The organism is Sandaracinus amylolyticus, from assembly GCF_021631985.1.
Taxonomy (GTDB): Bacteria; Myxococcota_A; Polyangia; order Polyangiales; family Sandaracinaceae; genus Sandaracinus; species Sandaracinus amylolyticus_A.
Window position 1 is genome coordinate 10,648,054 of the sequence record NZ_CP070225.1, and the last position, 18,350, is coordinate 10,666,403.

Genomic DNA, 18,350 nt, shown 5'->3' on the forward strand with positions numbered 1-18,350 from the left:
ACGACCGCCCCGTTCCGCGCTCCGTCCTGCCGCGAACGGGGCCGGCGGCCCGTGTGAGCACCTGGTATCGTTGGCGGCTCCGATGTTCTGGGATGGTGCACCGAACGCGCTCGCGTACCTCGCGTTCCTCGCGTTTCCGGTCGTGATCGTCGTGCTGTTCACGCGGATGAAACCGCACGTCGCAGGCGCGTACTCGCTGCTCGGCGGCGTGCTCTTCCTCCCGGAGGTGCTCGAGTTCGACCTGCCGGTCATCCCGCCGCTCAACAAGGCGACGATCACCGCCGTCTGCGTGCTGGTCGCGATGGCGTGGAAGGCGCCGCAGCGCCTCGGCGCAGCGCGCGCGTTCCGCGGGTTCGACCTCTTCTTCGTCCTCGCGCTCTTCGGGAACGTGATGACCGCGATGACGAACAGCGACGTCATCGTGACCGGGCCCGTCGTTCGCCCCGCGCTGACGCTCTACGACGCGTTCGCGGGCAGCGTGAAGGACACGCTCGGCATCTGGCTGCCCTACTTCCTCGCGCGCTCGCTCTGCCGCACCCCCGAGGAGCTCGGCGAGCTGGTGCGGATCACGCTGCGCATGGGCGTCGCGTACACGTTCTTCTGTCTCTTCGAGGCGCGCTTCAGCCCGCAGCTCCACCGCTGGGTGTACGGCTATCACGCCGCCGACTTCTCGATGACGATGCGCGGCGGTGGCTATCGCCCGACCGCGTTCATGCTGCACGGCCTCGCGGTCGCGAACTTCGTGCTCTCGGGCACGATGCTCTCGATCACGCAATGGAAGCTCGGCAAGGCGAAGGGCTGGCTCGTCGCGTACATGGCCGGCGTGCTCGCGATCTGCCGCAGCTCGGGCGCGATCATCTACGCCGTGATGTTCCTGCCGCTGATGGCGCGGGTGAAGAAGCCGCGCTTCATCCTGCCGGTGGTGCTCGGCGTGCTCGTGCTGACGTTCCCGATCCTGCGCGGCACCGGCACGTTCCCGACCGAGTGGCTCGTGGAGAAGGCGGAGACGTACTTGAGCGAAGAGCGCGCGCTCTCGCTCTGGTTCCGCTTCGACAACGAGGACACGCTGCTCGAGCGCGCGAGAGAGCGGCTCTGGTTCGGGTGGGGCGGATACGATCGCAATCGCGTGTTCGATCCGGTCACCGGTGAAGATCTCGTGATCACCGACGGCGACTGGATGATCCAGCTCGGCGTCGGCGGCGCGGTCGGGTTCATCGGGCGCTATTCGCTGCTCGTGCTGCCGATCTTCGTGCTCTTCCGGAAGCGGAAGAAGATCAGCGATCGCAAGCAGCTGCTGCTCTACTCGGGCTGGGCGATGATCGCGGGGCTCAACGCGGTCGAGCTCCTGCCGAACGGCTTGTTCAGCTGGCTGCCGTACTTCTACTCGGGCGTGCTCGCGGGCGCGGTGGGCGCGATCGGGACGGCGCGCGCGGTGATCCCGCTGCGGCCCCGAGGTCCTGCGGCGCGCGCGCAGGAGCGCGCGAGCCTCGCCCCGCCGATGCCCAAGCCCGGGCGCGGCGGGCGCGTCGTCGCGGCCTGATCAGCTCCCGAGCTCTCTCGCCGCGGCCTTGAGCGCGGCGCCGATCACCTGGTGCATGTCGAGATATCGATATTGCGCGAGGCGCCCGCCGAACAGCACGTTCGGGTGCTCCGACTGCTGCGCTTGATATCGATTCAGCTTCTCCTGGTCGGCCGGGAAATTGACCGGGTAATAGGGCTGATCGTCGTCGACGTGCGAGTACTCGCGGATGACGACGGTCTTGCCCTTCGTGCGCGACCAGCGCTCGGCGTGCAGGTGCTTGGGCTCGTGGATGCGCGTGTGCGGCACTTCGCGATCCGCGTAGTTCATCACCGACGTGCCCTGGTAGTCGTCGACGTCGACGCGCGTCAGCTCGAAGCGGACCGAGCGCCAGCTCAGTCGGCCGTGCTGGTAGTCGAAGAAGCGATCGAGCGGGCCGGTGTACACGACCTTCTTCGCGCGGCCCATCCAGTGCTCGCGATCCTCGAAGAAGTCGACTCCGAGCTCGACCGGGATGCCCTCGAGCATGCGCTCGAACATCCGCCCGTAGCCCTCGAGCGGAATGCCCTGATATCGATCGTCGAAGTACGAGTCCTCGTACGACACGCGCACCGGGAGCCGATTGATGATCGACGCGGGCAGCTCGCGCGGATCGCAGCCCCACTGCTTCGCGGTGTAGCCCTTCACGAACGCCTCGTAGAGATCGCGCCCGATGAGGCTGATCGCCTTCTCCTCGAGGTTGTGCGGCGTCGTGATGTTCTCGCGCTTGCCCTCGAGGAACGACTCGACCTCGAACGGCCTCAGGCTCACGCCGTAGAAATCGTTGATCGTGCCGAGGTTGATCGGCATCGAGTACACGCGGTCGCGATGGGTCGTCAGCACGCGATGTCGATACCGATTGAACTCGGTGAATCGATTCACGTACTGCCAGATCTCGTCGCTGCTGCAGTGGAAGATGTGCGTTCCGTACGCGTGGATGTTGATGCCGGTCTCGGGGCAGTCGTAGCTCCAGCAATTGCCCCCGACGTGATCGCGCCGCTCGAGCACGAGCACGCTCTTGCCCGCCTCGCGCGCCTGCTGCGCGAACACCGTTCCGAACAGACCACTCCCTACGACGACGTAGTCGTGCTCCATCCCGATCCCCCCGGGTTGTTCGATCGATCACTCGGCGGCTTGGACCGCCTCGGTGCTGCGACCGATCCTCAATCGGTCGATCAGCCCGGCGAACCAGCGCAGGAACCACTCCTCGTCGAGCGCTCCGGCGAGCACCGCGCGGGCTCGCTCCACGATCGCGCGGCGCTCCGCTTCGTGCGCCACGTAGTAGCGGACCTTCTCCTCGAGATCGGAGTAGTCCCACTGCAGCGGCACGTACGTCTCGCCCGGCCGGAACAGATCCGGAGAGGTCTCGAGATGCGACATGTCCGGCTTCAGCAGCAGCGATCCACAGAGGATCGCCTCGAAGTCGCGCCAGCAGATCTCACCGAACCCGAACGGGCTCACGCAGCACTTCGAAGTGCGCAGCTCGGCGTAGTACTGCGCTTGATCGACTCGCGTCGTGGGCGCGAGACAGCGGATGTCGCCGCTCATCGCTGCCAGTCGAGGAGCGATGTCACGCCGCAGATGACCGAGCCAGTTGTCGCGCGGGACCGTGGCGCGACAGTGCACGTCCCACTCGCGACGGCGGTGATCGATCGGCGGCGAATTGCGCGCCAGCGCGTCGATCTTCGCGTCCAGCGCGATGTTGTAGCCGACGACGATGCGATCGAGCAGATGGGGCCGGATCGGCGTCGTCCACGCGACGTCGGTCCCGTCGAACGAGACTCCGTACGTGCGAGCGACGTAGTCGGTGAGATTGCACTTGCCGATCATGCTCTGCGTGTAGAGGCGTCGATCCGCGAGGACGTGCTTCTTCACGTAGAGATCGACGTGGCGGAGGATGCCGGGCCACTGCACGCCGGTGTCGTCGTCGCCGTCGAGATAGACCAGCTTCGCGCGCGGCGCGGCGGCGCGGAGCGCGCCCGCGATCAGCTCCGGGTTGTAGATCGTCCGGAAGTACGCCTTGAGGAAGATGACGTCGAATCCCTCGAAGAGCGACGTCGATCCCCAGTCGAGCAGGATGGCGACGTCGTCGAGCGGGACGTGCGCGAACGCGAGCCCGAAGCGCGACTCGAGCGCAGCGCGAGAGCGATAGAACGGCGCGAGCTGCTCCTCGCTCGTGGGGCTCACTCCGTCGCTGACGATCAGGGCGCGCAGCGAAGGCCCGTCGCGCCTCGCCGTGCTCGCGATCGAGAACCCGTATCGCAACAACCCCAGCACGCGCAGCTTCGCCGTGCGCTTGGCCTCGAAGACGAAGCGGCTCATTTCGTCCCCCCTTGTCGATGCCGCGGCGCGAGCACCCTTCGCGCACGACATTCAGACGAAGTAGAGCCAGGAAGAGCCCGTCCATGCGCGTTCTTGCGCGCGCGCGATCAGCCGATCGGAAGGGTGCGCGGACGTGGGCCCAGACCTGCGAGCGCGTTGGCGAGCGCCGGCGCGACCACCGGCACCACGAGCTCACCGACACCGCTCGGAGGCTCGCCGCTCGGGGCGATCGCGACCTCGACCTCGGGCATCGCGTCGATGCGCAGGATCGGCGCGTCGTGGAAGTTGCTCTGGACGACCGCGCCGTCCTCGACGTCGATGCGGCCGTAGAGCGCGGCAGAGAGCGCGAACGCGATGCCGCCCTCGATCTGCGCGCGCACGATGCCGGGGTTCACCACCCTGCCGCAGTCGATCGCAGCCCACGCGCGGTGCGCGCGCACCGGCGCGGTCGAGGCCTCGATCACCAGCGCGACGAAGCTGCCGAAGCACGCGTGCACCGCGACGCCGCGCGCGCGTCCTTCCGGTGCAGCGCCCGCCGCGTCGGCGAGCGCGACCGCGCGATCGAGCACGCCGCGGGCGCGCGAGCCCTCGGGGATCAGCGCGCGGCGCATCGCGATCGGATCGACGTTCGTGTGGGCCGCGAGCTCGTCGACGAACGACTCCATCGCGAACGCAGTCACCGAGTGCCCGACCGATCGCCAGATGCCGAGGCGCACCGGGATCTCGAGGCCGTGCCACTCGACGCGCAGCGCGGGCCACGCGTACGGGCCGCTCTCGATGCCATCGAGCGCGAGCCCGTCGATCTCACCGCGCGTGCTGTCCGCGCCGCTGAGCGAAGGGCTGACCACGCGCGCTTGCAGCGCGGTGACCGCGCCCGCGCCGTCGAGCGCGGCCTCGACGCGCAGGACCGCGGGCGGGCGATAGAAGTCGGCGCGCAGATCGTCCTCGCGACGCCACACCAGCTGCACCGGGCGCGGCGCGACGGCGCGCGCGATCTCGACCGCCTCGGCCACCTCGTCGCGGCTCGCGCGACGACCGAAGCCACCACCGAGCCACGTGGTGCGCACTTCGATCTGCGCGCCGGGCAGGCCGAGCGCCTCGGCCGCGTCCCACTGGCAGCCCTGGGGATCCTGGGTCGGCGCCCAGATGCGACAGCGCGCGGGATCGCGCCCGGGCTCGTGGTGCACCGTCGCGTTCGGCGGCTCCATCGTCTGGTGCGCGAGCAGCGGCGCCTCGTAGGTCGCGCGCACCCGTCGATCGTCGGGCGCGGTGGTGATGAGGGAGACGTCGCCGCGATCGGTCGCGATGGCGCCCTGCTCGTCGAGCATCGCGCGCATGCGCTCGAACGCGCGAGCGCTCGAGGGGATCGGCATCGGCGGAGGGCGGAACGTCGCGGCGAGCGCGTCGACGCCGCGGAACGCGGCCCACGTGCTGGTCGCGATCACCGCGACGCTCGAGGGGGTGCGCACCACCTCGAGCACACCGGGCACCGCGCGCGCAGCGTGCTCGTCGAAGCGCTCGAGCACGCTGCCGTTCACGGGAGCGCGCGCCAGCGCGGCGAACACCATCCCGGGCAGGCGCACGTCGAGCCCGAAGCGCGCTGATCCGTCGACCTTCTCCGGCGTGTCGAGGCGCGGCAAGGGCTGGCCGAGCAGGCCCGGGGCGCCGCGATCCTTGAGGCGCGGCGCGTCGGGCACGTCGAGCTCTGCGGCGAGCGGAGCGAGCGGTCCATAGCCGAGACGACGACCGCTCTCGCGATGCACCACGAAGCCGCGCTCGGCATCACACGCGTCCGATGGCACGTCCCACACGCGAGATGCGGCGAGGATCAACATCTCGCGGGCTGCCGCGCCCGCGCGCTGGAGCTCCTCGAACATCGACGCGACGCTCGCGCTCGCGACGGTGGTCTGGTTGCCGTAGTTGCGGTTCGCGATCGCCTGCTCGACGCGCACGAGGGACCAGTCGGCGTCGAGCTCGTGCGCGACGATCTGCGGGAGCGCGGTCGCGACGCCCTGACCCATCTCGGACTTGGTCAGCCAGATCGTGACGGCGCCGCTCTCCGCGATCGCGAGGAACACGCTGGGCGCGAAGGGCTCCTCGCGCGGCGGGACCCGCTTCGCGTGGCGCTCGCGCCGCACGCCGTAGAACGCGCCGAGCACCAGGCCCGCACCGCCCGCGAGCACACCGCCGAGGCCCGCCGCGAGGAGGTCGCGCCGCGTGAGCTTGAAGGGCACGCGGGTGGTCTAACACGACCCGCGCGGGAGCCGCTGAGCCTGACCACGCATCCGCGTAGCGCGAAGCCGCAAGCGGGTGGGGACCCGCGCGCAGCTCGAGGGGTCGAGAGGGGAGGCGCGCAGCCTCCCCCGGGAAGCTCAGCTCCCCCGATAGGTGGAGTACCCGAAGGGGCTCAGCAGCAGCGGCACGTGGTGGTGCGTCTGCGCATCGAGCACGCGGAAGACGATCGTCGCCTCGGGATAGAACGCACCCTCGCCGAGGTACGCGCCGGTGTCGAAGCGCAGGCGGTACGTCCGCGCCTCGAGCGCGACCCCCTCGGGCAGCAGCGAGCGCACCCGCCCGTCGGCATCGGTGCGCGACTCCGCGAGCTGGGTCCAGCGGACGCCGCCGTCGTGGCGCTCCAGCGTGACGGCGATCCCTCGCGCGGGCAGGCCCTTCGCGAGATCGAGGACGTGTGTGCTCAGGCCCATGGCTCGTGCTCCCGGTATGAGCGCGCGATCATGCCTCAGCGACCGCCGAGGTCGCCCACGACGGTGCGCTCGTCGACCAGCTTCGCGAGCCGCAGCTTCGTGATCTTCATCTGCTCTCCCGCCGCCACGCGCAGCTCGGCCGCGGGATCGTTGGTCAGACGTGCTCGCAGCGCCGCGAGCATCTCCGCCGCGCTCTTGCCGGTCGCGCACACCAGGAACACGTGCCCGAAGCGCGCCGCGTAGTCGCGATTGCCCGCCGCCAGCGCGGCGAGCGTCGCCTCCGAGGCCGACGCCACGCCGGCCTGCTCCTTCGAGGACCACGCCGCCTCCGCGAAGCGCGCGCGCAGTCGCTCGCGATCCTCGCCGATGCGCGGGTGCGCCGCGAACGCCTCGAGCCAGTCGGGCGCGTCGAGCGCGCCCCAGATGCGCTCCGCCGCTGCGTACACCGCCGCGTCGTCGACGAAGGGCCGCGCGCGCACCATCGCCTCGACCCATCGAGACGATGCGCAGCACCGCACCAGCGCGCGCCGTGCTGCATTCGGTTCCAGCGAGCTCAGGAGCTCCGCGATGCCGTGTCCGCTCGTCATCCGCTCGTCACCACCTGCCCCCGCACCCTCGAGAACGACCACTCGGCCACGCGTGCGTCGTACACGCGCTCTCCGCGCAGCCACGTCGCCACGACCCGCCCGCGCATCGCGCGGCCCTCCCACGGCGTGAGGTCGTGACGGTGAAGGATCGCGCGCCGTTCCACCTTGAACGACGCGCTCGGATCGAACGCGACGAGATCGGCGTCCATGCCGACCTCGATGCGTCCCTTGCGTGACAGCCCCACGAAGCGCGCCGGCGTCTCCGCCATCCAGCGCACCACGTCCGCGAGCGTCGCGCCGCGCGCGATCGCCTCGGTGTAGGTCGCGCAGAGCCCGAGCTGCAGCCCCGCGATGCCGCCCCACGCGCGCGCGAGATCCCCCTCGCGCATCCGCTTGAGCGCCGGCGTGCACGGCGAGTGATCGGACACCACGAGATCGACGATGCCTTCCTTGAGGCCGCGCCAGAGCCCTTCGCGACAGTCGCGCTCGCGGATCGGCGGCGCGCACTTGAAGCGCGGATCGCCGTCCGGGATCTCCTCGGCCGCGAACCCGAGGTAGTGCGGGCACGTCTCCGCGGTGATCGCGGTGCCGCGCGCCTTCGCGGAAGCGATCGCGCCCAGCGCGTCGGCGTCCGCGAGATGGACCACGTGCACGCGCGCGCCGCTCTCCTCGGCGAGCGCGATCAACAGCGCGATCGCCGACTCCTCCCAGGCGCGCGGCCGCGATCGCACGTACTGCGCATAGGAGCGCGGATCGTCGACCGGCGGTGCGTCGCCCTCGAGCTCGCAGTGCGCGAGCAGCGGCACGCCGCGTCGCGCGAGGTGGGGCAGCGCCGTGCGCAGATCGCGCGCTTCGGCGCGCGGCAGCTCGTCGACGCCGGAGTCGATCAGGAACGCCTTGAACCCGAGCACGCCCGCGTCGATCAGCGGCTCGAGCGCGTCCGCGTTGCCCGGCACCACGCCGCCGTAGAAGCCGCAGTCGACGTGGAGCTTGCCCTGCGCCGCGCGATGCTTCGTGCGCAGTGCGTGCACGCTCGTCGTCGCGGGGACGCAGTTGAGCGGCATGTCGACGAGCGTCGTCACGCCTCCGGCGGCCGCGGCTGCGGTCGCGCTCGCGAAGCCCTCCCACTCGGTGCGCCCCGGCTCGTTGAGGTGCACGTGCGTGTCGACGAGACCCGGAAGCAGCGCGAGGGAGCCGAGATCTTCGACCTGCGTCGACTCGATCGCGATCTCGTACGGCTCGATCGCAGTGATGCGCTCGCCGTCGACGATGACCGTCGCGGCGCGTTCTCCCTGTGGCGTGACCACCCGTCGGCTTCGCAGCGCGCGCATGGTCCCTCTCAGAAGTCCGCGACGTCGTAGGCCTCGAGCGCCGCGAGGTGGGCCTGCGCGTCCTCGACGTAGAGCTGGCGCGTGATGCCCGACACCAGCCGATCGATCCCGTACTTCATCCCCGAGATGCTGGCGCCGCCGAGCCCGTTGCTGAGCAAGCACCCGAAGCTGAAGTTGAAGATCCCGCGCAGCCACGGCGCCTCGCCCGGCGTGCGCTCGGTGAGCTCGAAGCTCGGGCCGAGGTACGGGTGGCGCAACAGCTCGTCGACGTGCTCACCGCGCGGCGGCTCGAAGCGATCGGACCATCGCGCGACGTGCGCCTCGATCTCGCGCAGCTCGGCGCGCAGCGCGAGATCGGTGCGGAACCCGGTGCCGACGATCACGAAGTCGTGCTCGTGCGTGCCCTTCGGCGTGACGACCTTCACCACGCCGTCCTCCTCGCGCACCGCGGTCCACGGCTCGCCGCCGCGCAGCGCGAAGTTGGGCTGGCGCGTCGCGCGCTCGTACGTCGCCTTGGGCGGCAATTGCCCGGCGCTCCAGAACCGATGGATGAACCGCCACTTCTCGGCGTCGCTGAGATCCGCGTGGTGCCGCAGGAAGCCGACGAACTCGGCCCAGCGGTACACGTTCACGCGCACCAGCGTCTCGCGGCGGAAGTAGAGATCGACCGACGCCGCGCCTTCTTCGAGCGCGACCGCCGCGTTGTCGAACGCCGACGCGCCCGCGCCGAGCACCGCGATGCGCTTGCCGCGCAGCGCCGCGAAGTCGACGTCCTCGCTGGTGTGGGCCCATCGCGCGCGCGGGAGCCCGAGCCGGATCATGTCGGGGACCCACCACTGCCCCGATCCCTCGATGCCGGTCGCGAGCACGATCTTGCGCGCGTGCACGAGCTCGACGATGCCGCGCGACGTGATCGGCACCGCGAAGCACGCGCTCTCGTCGTCCCAGCGGATCGGCCCGACGCGCGCTTCGTTCCGCACCGGCAGGTGCAGCATCTGGCGATACCACGCGAGGTAGCGCGCCCACGTCTCGCGCGGGACGAACGTCATCGCGTCCCACGAGCCCTCGCCGTGCTGCGCCTCGTACCAGGCCTGCGCGGAGAGGCTCGGGATGCCGAGCTCGGGCCCGAGCACATGCTTCGGAGTCCGAAGCGTGTCCATGCGCGCGAAGCGCAGCCACGGGCCCTCACGTCCGGCGGGCGCGGCGTCGACGACCAACACGTTCTCGACGCGCTCGCGGCGCAGCGCGAACGCGGTGGCGAGCCCACCCTGTCCTCCGCCGACGACGAGCACGTCGAGGATCGGCGCGCCGGCCCGGGTGCGCCGCGGCGGGACCCAGGTGCGCTTCGGGTAGTCGAGGATCGCGAGGTCGCGCGCGATGCGCGCCTCGAGCGCGCGCAGGCCCGCCTCGCCGGGCGCGAACGAGGTGAGATCGAGACGACGTGCAGCGTCAGCCATGAGGGACCTCCGCAGTCGCGAGGCGCAGCATCGTCCCCGCGAGGACCGCCACGCCGTGCGCGAGGTCCTCGGGGTGCGTGAGCTCGTCGGGGCGATGGCTCACGCCCGCCACCGACGGCACGAAGATCATCGCGGTGGGCGCGATGCGCGCCATGAAGAGCGCGTCGTGGTACGCGCGGCTCGGCATGCGTCGTGTGCGCAGATCGAGCGCGCGCGCCGATGCCTCGATCGCATCGACGATCGCGGGCTCCGAGATCGCCGGCGGGTCCTCGTTGATCGTGCGCACCGCGATCTCGACGCCGCGCTCGCGCTGCACGCGCGTGATCGCGTCCTGGATCGCCGCGAACGCGTCCTGTCGCGACGCGAGATCGGTGTCGCGCAGATCGATCTCGAGGTGCACCCGCGACGGGATGCTGTTGATCGCGCCGGGATGGACCCGCACCACGCCGACGGTGCCGACGGTGTCGGGGCTCTTGGTGCTCTTCGCCGCGTGCTCGACCGCGAGCACGATCTCGGCGGCCGCCGTCATCGCATCGCGTCGCGCGGGCATCAGCACCGCGCCCGCGTGACCTCCGACGCCGCGCACCTCGAGCGCGTACGACGCCGGTGCGGCGATCGCCGTGACCACGCCGATCGGAATGCGCTCGGCCTCGAGCACCGGGCCCTGCTCGACGTGCAGCTCGACGAACGCCGCGTAGCAGCCCTCCGGCAATCGCACCTGCTCGAGCGCGCCCTCGAAGCCCGCGTCGCGCCGCACGTCCTCGAAGGCGCGCCCCTCGGCATCGCGCAGCGCGCGCACCCGGTCGGCGGTGATCGCGCCGCTCATCAAGCGACTGCCCACGCAGCCGAGCCCGAAGCGCGTCGGCTCCTCGCTCGTGAACGCGATCACCTCGAGCGATCGCGCAGGCACGATCCCGGCGTCGCGGATCGCGCGCAGCGCCGCGATGCCGCCGATCACGCCGACCGTTCCGTCGAAGCGACCCGCGTTCGGGATCGCGTCGATGTGCGAGCCGGTCGCGATCGCCGGCGCGCCCCGATCCGCGCCCTCGAGCCGGAAGAACGTGTTGCCGATCGGATCGACGCGGGTGCGGAGCCCGGCCTTCTCGGCGAGCGATCGCACGTACGCGCGGCCCTCGAGATCCGTCTTCGTGTAGAGCACGCGCTCGACCGCCGGGGCGGGCGCTGCGCTGAACGTCGCGAGCTCCGCGAGCTGCGCGTCGACCTCGTCCGCGAGCCGCGCGAGATCGAGCGCGATCATCGCCGCGGCTCCAGCATCGGGTCGCGGTTGACGTCCTTGTAGTAGAGGTAGCGCGCAGGGCCCTTGCCGATGCAGCCGAACCACTGCGGCAGATAGGGCGCCATCCAGATCGCGTCGCCCGCCTGCACCGGGTACCACGCGTCGCCGAGCCGATAGACGCCGCCGCCCTCGAGGAAGACGAGGCCGTGCTCCATCACGTGGCTCTCGACCATCGGGAGCGAGGCGCCGGGCTGGAACACGAACGTGTTCATCGCCATGTCGAAGCCGGGCTCGTCGGGGAGCAGCGTGCGCAGCAGCGCGCTGGGATCGCCGAGGAACGGCACCGCGGGCACGTCCTGCTCGCGCGAGACGATCAGCCGCGGCGCTGCGCCGGCGAGCGGCACGTAGCGCTTCTCGAGCATGAAGAAGACCGCGCCGGTCGCGCTGGTGATCGTGTGCGCCGTGCCCGCGGGGACGAACGCGTAACCACCGCCCTCGAGCGTCGTCGTTCGCGCCTCGGCCTCGAACCGCACGCTGCCCTCGAGCACGAACACGAAGCGCTCGACGCCTGCGAGCGGCACGGCGGAGATCGCGCCGGCCTCGAGCGTGACCAGCGACTGCACGAAGCCCGCGCCCATCACCGGCGCGAAGATCGTGATCGCGCGCGCCTTGGTCCATCCGGGGATCGACGCGGGCACGTGGCTCTCGGGCGTGATCAGCGCGTGATCGCGCGCGACGCGCGTGCGGGACTGGGCACCGTTCATCGAGATCCTCCTTCGGTCGTGCGCGCGTCGGCGCGATCACCGGTGGCGATCGCGCGCACCCACGCGCAGCCGACCTCGAGCGCGCGGGCGACGTCGCCCTCGTGCGCTCGTTCGTCGGGGTGGTGGCTGAGCCCGTCGGGGCTCCTCACGAAGAGCATCGAGACCGGCGCGATCGCGGCGAGGATGCGCGCGTCGTGACCGGCTCCGCTGGGCAACGAAAACACCGGTAGGCCCGCGTCCGCGATCACGCGCGCGAGCGAGTCGCGCAGCGTCGCGTCGCAGGTCACCGGCGCTTGGCGCAGCCGCAACTCGCGCGCGAGGCGCAGCGATCGGCGCGCCGCGATCGACTCGGCATGCGCGTGGATTTCGTCGAGCGCGCGATCGAGCACCGCGCCGTCGACGGCGCGCACGTCGAGCTGCAGCGTCGCGCCGCCCGCGATCACGTTGTGCCCGCCGGGGTGGGCATCGATGCGACCGACCGTCGCGACGAGGCCCGGCGTCGCGTGCGCGTGCGCCTCGACCATCAGCGCGATCTCCGCGGCGGCTGCGAGCGCATCGCGCCGAAGCGTCATCGGTGTGGTGCCCGCGTGGCCCGCGCGTCCTTCGAGGCGCAGCGTCTGCCACGTCTGTCCCGCGATGCCGGTCACCACGCCGAGCGGCGCGTCGAGGCTGTCGAGCACGGGCCCCTGCTCGATGTGGATCTCGAGGTACGCGCGCAGCGTGCGCGGATCGATCGCGGCGCGCGCGATCGATCCATCGATCGGGTCCTGCGCGCCGAAGCCGCGGATCGCATCGCCCAGCGTCGTGCCCTCGGCATCGCGCAGCGCGAGATCGTCGAGCGCGAAGCTCCCCGCGATCGCGCGGCTCCCGAGGAAGGGCCGACCGAAGCGCACGCCCTCCTCGTCGCTGAACCCGACGACCTCGAGCGCGAAGGGCAGCGCCTCGTCGCGCAGCTCGCGCGCGATCACGATGCCCGCGAGCACGCCGAGCGGCCCGTCGTACTTCCCCGCGTCGCGCACCGTGTCGAGATGCGATCCGATCATCAGCGTGCGCGCATCGCGCGTCGATCCCTCGCGACGCCCGATCACGTTGCCGAGCACGTCGACGCGCACCTCGAGCCCGGCCTCGCGCATCCACGTCGCGACGAGCGCGTTCGCGTCCGCATGCGCGCGCGTGAGGCTCCGTCGCATCACGATGCCGGGCTGCTCGGTGATCGCGCCCAGCGTGTCGCATCGAGCGAGGACCTCGCGCGCGACCTCCAGCCACCACCCCGCGCTTTTCTTCGTCGTCGCCCCGTCGGGCGGCGTGTCGTTCCCCGTGTCCCTTCGCTCGAGTGCGACGCGCATCGTGGCGTGAAGGGGTCACGTTAGCGCGGTGGTGTTTCGGCCAAGCTTCGTGATCTTCCATTTTTCCCCGCGGAAACGCGCCCGAAACGGCACGCATCGCGCGCGCGCACGTGCATCCGTGCTATCCACGCCGCGCATGCGCACGACGAGGGGGACGTTCCTGGGCGTGTTGTTGTCATCGCTCGCGCTCGCGGGTTGCGGCGGCGATGCCCACTCCGGGGACGCCGGCACCAGCGGTCCACGCATCGATGCCGGCGCGCCGAGCGAGTCGTGCGGCAGCGTGCGCCTCACGACCTACGAGACCGCGGGCGAGGGCGGTTGGTGCGAGTACCCGACGAACCTCCCGATGCTCCCCGCGTTCGTGCGCGAGGGCTTCCACGCCGCGATCGCGGAGCCGTGGAACGGCGGCTCCTACGACGGCGATCCCGGCGAGGGGTGCGGCGAGTGCTGGGAGATCGACAGCGTGAACGACACGCGCGTCGTGATGATCACGAACCTCTGTCCGGTCGAGGGCAATCCGCTCTGCGCGGGCGCGCACTTCCACCTCGACGTCGCGCCCGCGGTCTCGAGCGCGCTGCGCGCGGGGTTCCTCGACGAGGGCCAGGCGCGACGCGTGCCGTGCCCGGTCACCGGCAGCGTGCACCTCTACGTCAACGACGAGAACGTCACGTACATGCGCGTGGCCTTCGTGAACCACCGCGTGCCGATCCGCACCGCGGAGTTCCGCGGCATCGGCGACGGTGTGACGGAGCCGAACGAGTGGACGCCGCTGCGCCGCAGCGCGGGCGGTTGGGAAGTGATCGGCGAAGGACGTCAGGTCGATCGCGGTGGCCAGGGCGTGCAGTTCCGCATCACCAGCGCGCAGGGCGAGGTGCTCGTCTCGGAGACGATCGTGCCCGGGCATCCCGAGCGTCGCAGCACCTGGGACCTCGGCGTGCAGTTCGAGGATCGCATGCCGCCGATGGGTGGCTCGTGCGACTTCGTCCCGCCGGGCGACGTGTACGTCGACGGATGGGGCGGCATCGATCAGGTGCGCTGGCTGATCGATCCGTGGGGTGAGGCCGAGGGCGGCTTCTTCGGCGAGACGATGAACGGGTGCGAGTCGGGATCGTGCGTCGAGGTCGCGCGCTTCGCGCCTTCGAGCGGGTTCCACATGCGTTACGGGCAGGCGTTCCCGCGCGAGACGTTCTCGCGCATCGAAGCGCGGGTGCGCACGCGCTCCGGCAACGCGCGCATCGGCGTCGCGCCGAGCCACGAGGGCACGCGCTGTCTGCGCCAGGTGTTCGACGTGGGCGAGGAGTGGAGCGAGGTGTCGATCGATCTCGCGGGCTGCGATCAACCGACGCTCTCCGCGATCACGATGGACAGCGAGGGATCGCCGACGTTCGCGCTCCTGATCGACGACGTGCGCTACGTGCGTTGACCCGGAGAGCTGCGATGAGCCTCGACGTTCCCGTCCTCGACGCGCACGTGCACCTCTGGGATCCGCGCACCACGCCGCGGATCGTGTCGCCCGCGGTGAAGCTCTTCGGCTTCTCGGAGCGTGTGCTGCACGGTCTGGGATCGCGCCTGTTCCCGCAGCGTGATCTCGACTTCGTCGGTCGCACCGATCACGTGCTCGCGAGCTTCCTTCCCGGACACCTGCGGCTCGATCACGCGAGCGAGGACGTGCGCGGTTTCGTGCACGTCGAGGCGAGCTGGCAGGCACGCGATCCGATGCGCTACGCCGAGGAGACACGCTGGCTCGAGGCGCTCTGCGGGCCCGACCTGCGCGCGATCGTGGGGCACGCCGATCTCGCGCATCCGCGGCTCGACGCGCTCCTGCAAGCACATCGCGCGGCGAGCGCGCGCTTCGTGGGCGTGCGCGACAAGCTCGCGTTCTCGCGCGATCCGAAGATCGCGAGGTGGACGACGTCGGAGGATCGCATGCGCGATCCCGCGTGGCGCCACGGCTACGCGCGCCTCGGAGAGCGCGGGCTGACGTTCGACGCGTGGATGTACGCGCCGCAGCTGCGCGACTTCGAGACGTTGGTGCGCGAGGTGCCGGGCACGCGCGTGGTGCTCGATCATCTCGGCACGCCGATCGGGCTCGGTGGGCCGGAGGGGGCGCGCGTGGCAGCGACCTGGCACGAGGATCTCGCGCGGCTCGCGCAGCACCGCCAAGTGCACGCGAAGATCAGCGGGCTGACGATGCCGATCGTCGGCTTCGGGCTCCACGCGCGTCTCACGCCCCCGAGCGCGGGAGAGCTCGCGGACGTGCTCGGACCGCACGTCGAGCACGCGCTCCGGGTGTTCGGCGTCGAGCGCTGCTTCTTCGCGTCGAACTTCCCGATGGACAAGGTGAGCGTGCCCTGGTCGACGCTCTACGAAGCGTTCGCGCAGCTCACGTCGACTCGCACCCAGGGCGAGCGGCGCGCGCTCTTCCACGACAACGCGCTGCGGTTCTACGGCGTGGAGTGATCGCGCGCCTCAGGCCGGCGCGCCCGCGGTGCGCCCCGGCACCGGATGGTCGCGAGTGGGATCTCCGACGTACGGCGCGTTCAGGACGTGCGCGTACCAGTACATCGGCTGCGTGACCCAGGGCGCCACGATCATCCCGACGATCCACGCGGCGCGGTGCGTGATCCGCGGGTTCTGCGACGCGAACCAGATGTAGAAGAGCGTCAGCATGTAGTCCGCGATCGCCGCGAAGATCAGGACGAAGTGGAGCGGCGCGTAGGTCCGCTCGCGCGTGATGTCGGGCGACAGGACCATCAGCAGCGTCACCGCCAGCGCGGTGAGCGCGAAGAGCCCGACCGAGCCGAGCGTGAGCACGCCGAGGGTCAATCGCGCCCGGCGGCTCCATCGCGGGATCGTCTCCTCGCGTCCGACGCGCGTCGTCGACTGCGAGGGCACGGTGATCGTCTCGACTCTCGCCATGCTCCGCGGCGATGCGCGGCGCGTGCCACGCGGCCTGCGTGGCGGGGATCTCGTGGTTCGTCGCCTCGCTCGAGCCTCCGCTGCCCGTGCTCGACGTTCATCGTGGGACCGACGGCCGGAGCCGCTTCCGGGTCGTTTGGAGCGCGTTCCTCTTCGTGGCGCCCCACGGGACGAGCGCTCGTCGCGGTTATTGGATCGCGAGGATGGCGAGCGAGCGCGCAGGAGCACCCCTGATGTTGCGAGCGGCCGTGCGCGAGCTCGAGATGCGCGCATCGGGTGCCGCCTCGCGCGCGTCGCGCCGGCTCGTCGACGACATGCCGCTGCTCGTCCCGAAGACGCTCGCCGCGACGGTGTCGTGGTTCATCGCCTTGCTCGTCGCCGATCACGCCGAGCCTTTCTTCGCGCCGATCGCGGCGGTGGTCGCGCTCAACGCGCCGCTCGGATATCGCGGCGTGAACGCGGTGCGGGTCGTGACCGGCATCGTGATCGGGATCGTCGTGGGAACGGCCGCGTTCCGCATCGTCGGTGGCGGCTACGGGACGCTCACGCTCGCGACCTTCGCCGCGATGGTGATCGCGACGATCGTCGGTGGCGCGCGTCCGGTGGTCGGACAATCCGCGAGCGGCGCGATCCTCACGGTGGTCGCGGCGCGCAGCGAGGTGGGCTCGAACCACCTCGAGGACGCGCTGATCGGCGCGGGTGTCGCGCTGGTGTTCAGTCAGTTCCTGTTCTCGCCCGAGCCGGTGCGCTTGCTACGACGCGCCGAGTCGATGATGCTGCGCGAGATGTCGATCGGGCTCGCGCTCACCGCCGACGCGTTCGAGGACGGCGCCGCGCGCAGCGAGCTCCTCGATCGCGCGCTCGAGGCGATGCGCACGGTGCGACTCCGGCTGACCGAGCTCGCGGAAGCGAGCGTCGTGAGCGACGCGACGGCGCGGCACTCACCGATCTGGCGCCTGTTGCGCCGCCCTCCGCTCGCGCACGCGCGCGCCGAAGCGGCGCGGCTCGACATGCTCGGAGCGAGCTGCTTGATGCTCGCGCGCATGCTGCCGTCGATCACGCCCGACGAGCGACGTCGCCTCGCACCGCGCCTGCGTGTTCTCTCCGAGGCGCTCGACGATGTCGCCCGCTCGCCCGGGGCGCGCGATGCGCGGGAGCGCGCGGCCGAGCGCGTCCTCGCGACCGCACGCGCGTCGAGCGACGTCGAGCCGATGGTCGACGCTCACGACGTGGCGGCGCGCGTGGCGGTCCGGACGATCGCCAGCGATCTGATCGCGTTCGCGCACATCGAGCCGCATCGCGCCTGATCGCTGGCGTGGAGGTTGCGACCGAGACGCGCGGGGGTCCCTCATGCGCCAGCTCGTGCCGCTTTTCTTCGTCCTCGTCGTGCTCGGGTGCTCGTCGTCCCACGATCGCGGCGGCATGGACCCGCCCGACGGAGATGCAGGTCGCAGCGACGACGGCGGCGACGATCTCGGCTGTGCGCGCGACGTCGGTCCGATCGCGCCGCCCTTCTGGTGCGTGCAGGCCGAGGGCACCCTCTGCGGCGACGTGCAGCGCGTGCCCGACTGCGTCGGCACCGCGTGGCAGTGCCCGCCGACGTGGCGGCGATCCGACGAGGTCGACTGCTGGTGCAGTGGACGCCCGCCGTCGTCGAGCTGCACGTGCACGCCGCGCGGTTGGTCGTGCGGAGTCGACGCGGGCGTGCCCGGCGAGTGCCCCGACGATCCCTCGACCGCCGAAGGAACGCCGTGCGCCGAAGAAGGCCGCACCTGCGGTCGCTGCACCGACTCGTGCGGGTTCTGCAACATCCTCCGCTGCGAGTCGGGAGAGTGGACGCACCTCGAGGCGCACCCGCGCCCGCCGCCGTGCACCTCGTTCGCGTGCGGCCCCGAGCTCCGCTGCGCCGCCGAGCACGAGTACTGCGAGCACGTCCGCTCCGACGTCGCGGGCTTCCCCGACGACTATGCGTGCCGCGCGCTCCCCGCGTCGTGCACCGAGTGCGACTGTCTGCCCGAGAGCGGCACCTGCGAGCGTGGCAGCGAGGGCGGCCTCACCGTCACGTTCGCAGGCGGGTGACTGCGCTCAACCAAGCCCGTCCGGGCCCCGCAGGACGAGCACGCC

General features: G+C 71.2%; 16 protein-coding genes. 5 read left to right on the forward strand and 11 right to left on the reverse strand.

All coding sequences use genetic code 11. The annotated features are described in order from the left end of the window. Positions 1–70: 70 nt before the first annotated feature. Positions 71–1,540 (forward strand): hypothetical protein, encoded by a 1,470-nt coding sequence (locus I5071_RS45250; RefSeq protein WP_236519670.1) that lies wholly within the window; start codon positions 71–73, stop codon positions 1,538–1,540. On the opposite strand, the gene glf is transcribed toward I5071_RS45250, so the two are convergent. The 10 genes from glf to I5071_RS45300 all read right to left on the reverse strand — a co-directional run bounded on the left by glf (position 1,541) and on the right by I5071_RS45300 (position 13,307). After that, the gene (gene glf / locus I5071_RS45255; protein WP_236519671.1) at positions 1,541–2,653 is read right to left on the reverse strand and encodes a UDP-galactopyranose mutase; all 1,113 of its coding nucleotides are present in this window, start codon (positions 2,651–2,653) and stop codon (positions 1,541–1,543) included. Between the two features lie 27 nt (positions 2,654–2,680). Then, a complete protein-coding gene (locus I5071_RS45260) occupies positions 2,681–3,880 on the reverse strand; it encodes a glycosyltransferase (protein WP_236519673.1) in 1,200 nt (399 codons plus the stop codon). Between the two features lie 107 nt (positions 3,881–3,987). Beyond that, positions 3,988–6,114, reverse strand: coding sequence for a xanthine dehydrogenase family protein molybdopterin-binding subunit (locus I5071_RS45265; protein ID WP_236519674.1), 2,127 nt, complete (start codon positions 6,112–6,114; stop codon positions 3,988–3,990). Between the two features lie 138 nt (positions 6,115–6,252). Beyond that, a complete protein-coding gene (gene uraH, locus I5071_RS45270) occupies positions 6,253–6,585 on the reverse strand; it encodes a hydroxyisourate hydrolase (protein ID WP_236519675.1) in 333 nt (110 codons plus the stop codon). A gap of 35 nt (positions 6,586–6,620) precedes the next feature. Further along, on the reverse strand, positions 6,621–7,172 hold the full coding sequence (gene uraD, locus I5071_RS45275) for a 2-oxo-4-hydroxy-4-carboxy-5-ureidoimidazoline decarboxylase (RefSeq protein ID WP_236519676.1): 552 nt from the start codon (positions 7,170–7,172) through the stop codon (positions 6,621–6,623). Next, on the reverse strand, positions 7,169–8,503 hold the full coding sequence (gene allB, locus I5071_RS45280) for an allantoinase AllB (RefSeq protein ID WP_236519677.1): 1,335 nt from the start codon (positions 8,501–8,503) through the stop codon (positions 7,169–7,171). The genes uraD and allB overlap by 4 nt, the downstream gene beginning before the upstream one ends. A gap of 8 nt (positions 8,504–8,511) precedes the next feature. After that, on the reverse strand, positions 8,512–9,960 hold the full coding sequence (locus tag I5071_RS45285) for an NAD(P)-binding domain-containing protein (protein ID WP_236519678.1): 1,449 nt from the start codon (positions 9,958–9,960) through the stop codon (positions 8,512–8,514). Then, positions 9,953–11,218 carry a M20 family metallo-hydrolase gene (locus I5071_RS45290; protein WP_236519679.1) on the reverse strand — a complete coding sequence of 422 codons (1,266 nt, stop codon included), beginning with the start codon at positions 11,216–11,218 and terminating at the stop codon, positions 9,953–9,955. The genes I5071_RS45285 and I5071_RS45290 overlap by 8 nt, the downstream gene beginning before the upstream one ends. Continuing rightward, positions 11,215–11,961: a (S)-ureidoglycine aminohydrolase gene (allE, locus tag I5071_RS45295; RefSeq protein WP_236519681.1), complete on the reverse strand. Its 747-nt coding sequence runs from the start codon at positions 11,959–11,961 to the stop codon at positions 11,215–11,217. Before allE ends, I5071_RS45290 begins: the two co-directional genes overlap by 4 nt. Beyond that, on the reverse strand, positions 11,958–13,307 hold the full coding sequence (locus I5071_RS45300) for an allantoate amidohydrolase (RefSeq protein WP_236519682.1): 1,350 nt from the start codon (positions 13,305–13,307) through the stop codon (positions 11,958–11,960). Before I5071_RS45300 ends, allE begins: the two co-directional genes overlap by 4 nt. A gap of 136 nt (positions 13,308–13,443) precedes the next feature. Here I5071_RS45300 and I5071_RS45305 point away from each other — a divergent pair, with 136 nt between their 5' ends. Then, positions 13,444–14,730, forward strand: coding sequence for a hypothetical protein (locus tag I5071_RS45305; RefSeq protein ID WP_236519683.1), 1,287 nt, complete (start codon positions 13,444–13,446; stop codon positions 14,728–14,730). Positions 14,731–14,744: 14 nt separating this feature from the next. Then, on the forward strand, positions 14,745–15,767 hold the full coding sequence (locus tag I5071_RS45310) for an amidohydrolase family protein (RefSeq protein ID WP_236519684.1): 1,023 nt from the start codon (positions 14,745–14,747) through the stop codon (positions 15,765–15,767). A gap of 9 nt (positions 15,768–15,776) precedes the next feature. Here the strand turns inward: I5071_RS45310 and I5071_RS45315 are convergent, their stop codons facing one another. Beyond that, positions 15,777–16,226 carry a hypothetical protein gene (locus I5071_RS45315; RefSeq protein WP_236519686.1) on the reverse strand — a complete coding sequence of 150 codons (450 nt, stop codon included), beginning with the start codon at positions 16,224–16,226 and terminating at the stop codon, positions 15,777–15,779. Between the two features lie 233 nt (positions 16,227–16,459). On the opposite strand from I5071_RS45315, the gene I5071_RS45320 reads away from it, so the two are divergent. Together I5071_RS45320 and I5071_RS45325 are read left to right on the forward strand one after the other, a co-directional pair. Further along, a complete protein-coding gene (locus I5071_RS45320) occupies positions 16,460–17,533 on the forward strand; it encodes an FUSC family protein (RefSeq protein WP_236519687.1) in 1,074 nt (357 codons plus the stop codon). Between the two features lie 43 nt (positions 17,534–17,576). Then, positions 17,577–18,305, forward strand: coding sequence for a hypothetical protein (locus I5071_RS45325; protein ID WP_236519688.1), 729 nt, complete (start codon positions 17,577–17,579; stop codon positions 18,303–18,305). The last annotated feature ends 45 nt before the right edge of the window (positions 18,306–18,350 follow it).